We start from the raw sequence: 8611 nt of genomic DNA, 5'->3' as shown, positions 1-8611 counted from the left end.
CTGGCGCCCAGGGTTGTTGGGCCGCCCGTCGGGGTAGTAATTGGGGTCAGACTCCGGCGAGGTGTTCGGCCAGGTAGTTCTCCACCTGGTCGATGCTCACGCGTTCCTGGCTCATGTCATCGCGCTTGCGGATCGTCACGGCCTGATCATCGAGGGTGTCGAAGTCGACGGTGATGCACAGCGGGGTGCCGATCTCGTCCTGGCGACGGTAGCGACGGCCGATGGCGCCGGCATCGTCGAAGTCGATGTTCCAGCGTCGACGCAGCGTCGCAGCGAGATCCTTCGCCGCCGGTGTCAGCTTCTCGTTGCGGCTCAGCGGCAGCACCGCAGCCTTGACCGGAGCCAGGCGCGGGTCGAGACCCAGCACGACGCGCTTGTCGACGCCGCCCTTCGTGTTCGGGGCCTCGTCTTCGCTGTAGGCCTCGACGAGGAACGCCATCATCGACCGGGTCAGGCCGAAGGAGGGCTCGATGACATACGGGGTGTAGCGGTCGCCGCTGGCCTGGTCGAAGTACTGCAGCTTCGCTCCCGAGACCTCGGTGTGGGTGCCGAGGTCGTAGTCGGTGCGGTTGGCCACACCCATCAGCTCGCCCCATTCTGATCCCTGGAATCCGAAGCGGTATTCGATGTCGATGGTGCCGGCCGAGTAATGTGCACGGTCCTCGGCGGGAACGTCGAGGCGACGCACGTTGTCCTCGGAGATGCCGAGGTCGAGGAACCAGGACCAGCAGTCTTCGACCCACTGCTTGTAGTAGTCGTCGGCCTCGTCCGGGTGGACGAAGTACTCGATCTCCATCTGCTCGAACTCACGCGTGCGGAAGATGAAGTTGCCGGGGGTGATCTCATTGCGGAAGGCCTTGCCGATCTGGCCGATGCCGAACGGCGGCTTCTTCCGGGCAGCGGTGAGCACATTGTTGAAGTTCACGAAGATGCCCTGCGCGGTCTCCGGACGCAGGTAGTGGAGTCCGGCTTCGGAGTCGACAGGTCCGAGGAAGGTCTTGACGAGCCCGGAGAATTCTTGCGGCTCGGTCCACTGACCGCGGGTGCCGCAGTCGGGGCAGACGATATCGGCCATTCCGTTCTCCGGAGCCTTCTTGTTCTTCGCCTCATACGCCTCGACGAGGTGGTCCTCGCGGTGGCGTTTGTGGCAGTTGAGGCACTCGACGAGAGGATCGACGAAGGTGGCGACGTGGCCGGAGGCTTCCCAGACGCGCTTGGGCAGGATGATCGAGGAGTCGAGGCCGACGACGTCTTCGCGACCGCGCACGAACTGCTGCCACCACTGGGCCTTGATATTGTCCTTGAGCTCCACGCCCAACGGCCCGTAGTCCCATGCCGAGCGGGAACCGCCGTAGATCTCTCCTGCTTGGAAGACGAATCCTCTGCGCTTGGCCAGGGCGATGACGGCATCCAACTTGGACTGTGCCACTAGTTCTCTCCTTGTTTCAGTTCGCCGACGGCCGGCTGCCGTGGCTCGCAGGTACCAGCCTAACTGGTCACGCCGTCGCTTCCTCAACACCGGCCCGACCAGCCGCGACGCTCGGCCCGACCAGCCCCGACGCCAACCCAGGCACCCGACCTGAACCCAGGCGGACGAGCGCCGGAGGCGACTGATCTCACACTCTGTTTCCCGCTTCGGGACCGCCTCGGCGGAGGTGCGGCATGTAGACTTGGGGGTACACCCAAACCTTTCTCCGTACCGACGTCTTCACGTCTGTCCAAGCGAGTTCTTGGATCTCTACGGTTTCGGCCCGGATTGCTTACGATGATTGCACAAGCGGCCGCAGGGTAGATCGCCACTACAGTCATCTGCGATCAAGTGTGTGCCGACGTGAGAGAGATCACTCATGACCGATGTATCCGCAAACGACGAAACCACTCCGAGATTCTCCGAACTGGGACTCCACCCGCTCGTGCTCAAAGCCGTAGAGGCCCAGGGCTACGAAGTCCCCACCCCCATCCAGGCCGAGACCATTCCGACCCTCCTGTCGGGCCGTGACGTCATCGGTCTCGCCCAGACCGGAACCGGCAAGACCGCGGCTTTCGCCCTGCCGGCTCTGTCCGACCTCGCCGAGGCGGGGCGCGCCGACGATGGCCCGTTCGCTCTCGTGCTCACCCCCACTCGCGAACTCGCGATCCAGGTCGCCGAGGCGTTCACCTCCTACGCGACGGAACTGTCCGACTTCTCCGTGCTCCCGATCTACGGCGGTCAGGCCTATGGCCCGCAGCTGGCGGGTCTGCGTCGTGGTGCGCAGGTCGTCGTCGGCACTCCCGGTCGTGTCATCGATCACCTCAAGAAGGGATCGCTCAAGCTCGGCAGCCTCAAGCACCTCATCCTCGATGAGGCCGACGAGATGCTCAAGATGGGCTTCGCCGAAGACATCGAAGAGATCTTCAGCCAGGTCGGACCCGACCGTCAGGTGGCGCTGTTCTCGGCCACAATGCCGACCTCGATCCACCGCATCACCGGCAAGTACCTGAACAACCCGCAGGAAGTCCGGGTCGCCGCGAAGTCGCAGACCGGCGCGAACATCCGCCAGCGCTACTTCATGGTCCAGCACTCGCATAAGCTCGACGCTCTCACCCGCATCCTCGAGGTCGAGGAGTATGAGGGCATCATCATGTTCGTGCGCACGAAGCAGGCCACCGAGGAGCTGGCCGAGAAGCTGCGTGCCCGCGGGTTCAAGACCGCCGCGATCAACGGCGACATCCCGCAGCAGGCTCGTGAACGCACGATCGACATGCTGCGTGAGGCGAAGATCGACATCCTCGTCGCCACCGATGTGGCCGCCCGCGGTCTCGACGTCGAGCGCATCACGCTCGTCGTCAACTACGACATCCCGCACGACACCGAGTCCTACGTCCACCGCATCGGCCGCACCGGTCGTGCCGGACGTTCCGGCGAGGCGATCCTGTTCGTCACCCCGCGCGAGCAGCGCATGCTCGGCTCGATCGAACGCGCCACGAAGCAGAAGGTCGAGCCGCTGACTCTGCCCAGCGTCGAAGAGCTGACGAACACCCGCGTCGAGAAGTTCACGAAGCGCATCGACGATGTCCTCGCGCAGACCGAACTGTCCGAACTCACCGACGTCATCGAGCAGTACTCGCTCTCCCGCGATGTGCCGGCCTCGAACATCGCCGCCGCTCTGGCCTCCCTCGTCCTCGAGTCGAACACTCTCCAGGCCGAGCCGATGCCCGAGCCGACACGTCGCCAGGGTCGTGACCGCGACGGTGGTCGTGACGGCGGCCGTCCGGGCCGCGGAGGTCGTGCTCGCGATGAGAACATGACGACCTACCGTCTGGCGCTGGGTCGCAACGAGCGACTGCAGCCGGGCGCCGTCGTCGGTGCGATTGCGAACGAAGGCGGAATCACCTCGAAGCAGATCGGCCATATCGACATCCGTTCGAACCACACGCTCGTCGACCTGCCCAAGGATCTCGATCCGTCGGTGCTGCGCAAGCTCTCCCACACCGAGATCCAGGGCCGTCCCATCGACATCCGTCCGGATTCGGGTCGTCCGGGACGCCCGTTCAAGAAGCGCAACTTCGACAAGCAGCCCGGCGACGGCCGCAACTTCAAGGGCGATCGCCGAGGCGGCAAGAAGTTCGGCGGACGGGGCGACCGTCCCCGCGACCGCTACTGATCTGACTCAGACGGACGGCCCCGCAGCACTGAGCTGCGGGGCCGTCGTCGTCCGAGAGGCAGGTAGTCATGCTTCTACTCTGCAGCACTTCGGTGACTCGCCCCTCTCGAACCGCCGACGAACCCTGCTCAGGTGGGCGAAATGGTCACGTCGCGCACGGTTTTTCGTGACCATTTCGCCCACCCAGTGGCCCACGGGGCGCCCACCCAGTGTGATCGAGTCGCCCAGCTGAGCGAACCTCAGAAGCCCTTGGCCGCCTGCCCGCGGCCCTCAGACGCCGCCTCAGGCAGAGGGCGTGTCGACGGCGCCACCGAAGCGACGGTCGCGGCGGGCGTACTCTTCGATCGCCGCCCACAGGGTGCGCCGGTCGACGTCGGGCCACAGCACTTCCTGGAAGACCATCTCGGCATAGGCGGACTGCCAGAGCAGGAAGTTCGAGGTCCGCCGCTCCCCCGACGACCTCATGAACAGGTCGACGTCGGGCACGGCGGGCGCGTAGAGGCGGGAGCGGACGGTATTCTCCGAGACCTTGCCCGGTTTGAGCTTCCCCGCGGCCACCTCGTCGGTGATCTCATTGATCGCGTCGATGATCTCCGAGCGTCCTCCGTAGTTGACACAGAACTGGAGCACAAGGCCGGTGTTGTGCTTCGTCATCTCCGCAGCGGTTTCGAGTTCGTCGATGACCGAGCGCCACAGCCGACCACGCCGCCCGGACCAGACGATGCGCACACCGAGGGCGTTGAGCTCGTCGCGACGTCGTCGGATGACGTCGCGGTTGAAGCCCATGAGGAACCGCACCTCTTCGGGTGAGCGCTTCCAGTTCTCCGTCGAGAACGCGTACGCCGACAGATAGTCCACGCCGACCTCGATCGCGCCGTGGATGACGTCGAGCAGCGACGCCTCACCGGCCTTGTGCCCTTCGGTGCGCGGCAGTCCCCGCTGATTCGCCCACCGACCGTTGCCGTCCATGACGATCGCGACGTGCTTGGGCACGAACTTCGCGTCGATGCGCGGAGGCTTCGCTCCGCTGGGGTGGGCCGGTGGTGCGGGGTAGCTCATGTGCTCTCCAGAACTCTCAGTGATCGGATATTGCGCTCGAGGTGCCAGGACACCCAGTCCGAGACCATCTTCGACCCGTCGATCTGATCGTGCAGGTCAGCGGCTTCGGCCCGCTCCCAGTCGCCGGACAGGAGTGCGGCCATGTGTTCGAGCGCATCGGTGTCGGGCAGCGCCGCACCGGAGGGACGGCAGTTCGTGCACACGGCCCCGCCCAACGCTGCGGAGAACGCGCGGTGGGGTCCGGGGCTGCCGCACTGAGCGCAGTCGAGCAGGCTCGGTGCCCACCCCGCCACGGACATGGCGCGCAGCAGGTACGCATCGAGGGACAGCCGCGGCGGGTGTTCGCGGTTGCACAGCGAACGGATCGCAGAGACGAGGAGAAGGAAATGCGTCCGGGACTGAGGTTCGGCTTCGGTGATGCTGCGTGCTGTTTCGGCCATCACCGAGGCGGCCGAATAGACATCGAAGTCCGTGGCGATTCCACGGGCGAATGGTTCGACGAGTTCGACCTGGGTGACGATGTCGAGGCTGCGCCCGACATGGCATTGCAGGTCGACGAGCATAAAGGGTTCGAGGCGGGAGCCGAACCGCGATTTCGTCCGGCGCACCCCCTTCGCGACGGCACGGACCAGGCCGTGGCTGCGAGTGAGCACGGTGACGATGCGGTCGGCTTCGCCGAGCTTGTGCCCCTGGAGCACGATGCCTTCATCACGATAGTTGTGCACCCGCCCATTATCGCTTAAGCGCGGCGGGGAATCACCCCGCCGCGCTTAAGCGACTGCTGTGAGATCGACCGTGGGGACTGCTCAAAGCGCCCAACGGCCTCCCGCAACGCGAAGGTCGCAGATCACGTCGCTGGCGACGACCTTTTCGACTTTCGCGTTGACCGAGAGCCCAGCGGCCTCAGTTCTGGCGGTCCCGAGCCGCGCGGTTGACAGCCGAGACGACGGCCTTGAGCGAGGCCTTCGTGATGTTCGGGTGCAGTCCGGCACCCCAGACGACGCGGTCCTCGACGGCGAGTTCGACATACGCCGCGGCGGTGGTGTCCGCGCCGGAGCCGATGGCGTGCTCGGAGTAGTCCTGAAGGCGGACGTCGACGTCGAACTGCTCGATGAGGATCTTCACCAGCGCGTCGATCGGTCCGTTGCCGCGTCCTTCGTAGGTGCGTTCCTGACCGTCGACGATGAGGTCGACCTCGATGCGCTCCGCCGATGAGCCGCCACCGTCGACATTGCCCGATTCGGTGCGCAGGCCGACGATCTGGAAGCGACCCCAAGCCGTCTCCGGGTCGTCGGAGGGCAGGTACTCGTAGTTGAAGATGCGGCGGATCTCCTCGCTGGTGACCTCACCGCCGGCTTCGGTGTGCTGCTGCACGGCGCGGGAGAATTCGACCTGCATGCGACGCGGCAGGTCGAGTCCGTGCTCGCTCTTGAGCAGGTAGGTCACTCCGCCCTTGCCGGACTGCGAGTTCACACGGATGATCGCTTCGTAGGAGCGGCCCAGGTCTTTCGGGTCGACCGGCAGGTAGGGCATGTCCCATTCCATGAGGTCGACCGGAGTGCCCTGCGCGTTCGCCTTCTTCTCACGATCGGCGAAGGCCTTGTTGATCGCATCCTGGTGCGAACCCGAGAACGACGTGAAGACGAGGTCGCCGCCGTAGGGGTGACGTTCGTGGACGCCGATCTGGTTGCATTCGGTGACCGTGTGGATGACTTCGTCGATATCGGAGAAGTCGAGCTCCGGGTCCACACCCTGCGTGTACAGGTTGAGGGCGACGGTGACGAGGTCGAGGTTGCCGGTGCGCTCACCGTTGCCGAACAGGCAGCCTTCGATGCGGTCGGCTCCGGCCATCATTCCCAGCTCCGCTGCGGCCACGCCGGTGCCCCGGTCATTGTGCGGGTGCAGGGATACGGCCACCTCGTCGCGGTAGGGCATATTGCGGCAGAACCATTCGATCTGGTCCGCATAGGTGTTCGGTGTGCCGCGTTCGACGGTGGCGGGCAGGTTGACGACGGTTTCCCGGCCGGCGGCAGGCTGCCACATGTCGAGGACGCTGCCGACGATGTCGAGGGCGAACTCGGGTTCCGTGTCGACGAAGATCTCCGGCGAGTACTGGTAGCCGAAGTCCGCGTCGGACAGCATCGTCTCGGCGTGCTTCATCACGGCCTGGGTGCCCTGCAGGGCGATATCGCGAGTCTGATCGAAGCCGTCACCGTCGAAGCCGAAGACGACCTTGCGGAAGACCGGCGCGGTCGCGTTGTAGAGATGCACGGTGGGCTTCTTCGCGCCGACGAGGGATTCGACGGTGCGTTCGATGAGATCCTCACGAGCCTGCGTGAGCACGGAGATGCGGACGTCATCGGGGATCGCGTCCTGTTCGATGATCTCGCGGACGAAGTCGAAGTCGACCTGGCTGGCGGCCGGGAATCCGACCTCGATCTCCTTGAAGCCGAGACCCACGAGCAGGTCGAACATCTTACGTTTGCGGTCCGGTGTCATCGGATCGATGAGCGCCTGGTTGCCGTCGCGCAGGTCGGTACTCAGCCACCGCGGCGCCTTGGTGATGATCTGGTCCGGCCAGGTGCGATCGCGCATATCGAGGGCGATGCGGTCCTGGAACGACTTGTATTTGCCGAACGGCATGGGAGAAGGCTTCTGCAGTTTCATTGTTCCTCTAACTTAAGTTTCTCAACGCTTGACCAGCATACGAGGACTCCGCGACGAGCGTGCTGTCCGTTCAGGACTCGTCGCGGCAAGGAAGGAGGAGGAACCTGAATGCCACACAGCCACCGTAGCCCCCCTTCCGCGTTGCGTCCGAATCCAGTCCACATCCTAAGATCGCCGAGGCGGCTCCGCCCGGATCGGGCTCGATCCGTCCGGCCCGGGCAGGGTCCCCCGATTTCGAGGACGCCGCCCGGTTCTAAGGACGCCGCCCGAGCCGTGCCCGTCGGCCTACTTGAGGAAGTCGACCGAGGCGCGGCGGACGTTGAAACCGACTCCGGTGTCGTCGGACTTGCAGGTCATGCCCTCTTCGCTGGAGGTGCAGGTCATCCCCGCGGCGGAGATGGAGTCCCCGTATCCGAGGACGCGGGCCGGACCGTTGCTCTCGGGCGCGTCGACACAGGAGAATCCCGCACCTTCCTTGTTCGCCACGACGATCGAGCCCCAGTTGTCGAGCTTGCAGTCCTCGGGCTTCTGCGGTGGAGAGTATTCGTAGTCCGTGATCACGCAGCGCGCGCGGTCGGAATCGATGGTGCAGGCGATGTTGCCCGACGGGGAGGTGAAGGTCTCCTCGGCGACGGGTGCCTTCGAACTGCCCGAATCGGACGGCTCGGGGTCGTCGGTCTGTCCGATCGACGGTTCGTCGGTGGGCCCGACGGTGGTGGTGTCATCACCCTGAGTGGAGTCCCAGGCGATATAGCCGACGATGCCGAGTGCCAGGATGAGCGCGATAGCCGCGAGCACCCACAGCCAGGCGGGGACCTTCTTCGTGTCGGTGCGCCGGCCATAGGGATCGTACGGTCCGCCGGGATTCCCCGGACCGCCGGGCCCGCCTGGCCCGCCTGGCCCACCTGGGCCACCGGGGCCGGCAGGTCCGCCCGGCCCATAGCCGGCGGCATATCCGGCAGGGGCGGCGGCGTAGGCAGGAACGTGGCCCGGCTGCCCGTACCCGGGTCCACCGGGGTGGCCTGTTCCGGGCTGCGCGTAGTCGGGTCCGCCGGCGACTGCACAGGTCCGGCGGATGGCTGCTGCGGTGCTGCGGCCTGGCCGGCGGCACCGAATTCGCCTCTCCACTGCCCCTGATTCGGATGAGGTTCTGGCTGGCTCGGGTGAACCCCAGCCTGATGCGGTTGAGGTCCGGGCTGCTGCGCAGAGGCTTCTGTCTGGTGCGCGTCCCCTGCCGCCGG

Annotated in this window: 6 protein-coding genes; 1 reads left to right on the top strand and 5 read right to left on the bottom strand. The window is 65.6% G+C overall.

All coding sequences use genetic code 11. The annotated features are described in order from the left end of the window. Positions 1-46: 46 nt before the first annotated feature. Entirely contained in the window at positions 47-1429 is a 1383-nt protein-coding gene (locus AC2W7L_RS10440) for a glycine--tRNA ligase (RefSeq protein WP_486004404.1), read from the bottom strand. Positions 1430-1847: 418 nt separating this feature from the next. Here AC2W7L_RS10440 and AC2W7L_RS10435 point away from each other — a divergent pair, with 418 nt between their 5' ends. Further along, complete coding sequence (locus AC2W7L_RS10435; protein WP_486004403.1) at positions 1848-3644, top strand: DEAD/DEAH box helicase; 1797 nt, start codon at positions 1848-1850, stop codon at positions 3642-3644. 282 nt (positions 3645-3926) lie between these two features. Here AC2W7L_RS10435 and AC2W7L_RS10430 read toward each other — a convergent pair whose 3' ends face one another. The 4 genes from AC2W7L_RS10430 to AC2W7L_RS10415 form a co-directional block, all read right to left on the bottom strand. After that, a complete protein-coding gene (locus tag AC2W7L_RS10430) occupies positions 3927-4703 on the bottom strand; it encodes an isoprenyl transferase (RefSeq protein WP_486004402.1) in 777 nt (258 codons plus the stop codon). Beyond that, entirely contained in the window at positions 4700-5428 is a 729-nt protein-coding gene (gene recO / locus AC2W7L_RS10425) for a DNA repair protein RecO (protein ID WP_486004401.1), read from the bottom strand. The genes AC2W7L_RS10430 and recO overlap by 4 nt, the downstream gene beginning before the upstream one ends. Before the next feature lie 178 nt (positions 5429-5606). Further along, the gene (gene leuA / locus AC2W7L_RS10420) at positions 5607-7370 is read right to left on the bottom strand and encodes a 2-isopropylmalate synthase (protein WP_486004400.1); all 1764 of its coding nucleotides are present in this window, start codon (positions 7368-7370) and stop codon (positions 5607-5609) included. Between the two features lie 285 nt (positions 7371-7655). Next, positions 7656-8498, bottom strand: a complete 843-nt coding sequence (locus tag AC2W7L_RS10415; protein WP_486004399.1) for a DUF6636 domain-containing protein — start codon at positions 8496-8498, stop codon at positions 7656-7658. Positions 8499-8611 lie beyond the last annotated feature (113 nt).

It is taken from the genome of Brevibacterium sp. LAARM3_SD1 (assembly GCF_057364765.1).
This window is presented reverse-complemented; position numbering and strand designations above follow the sequence as displayed.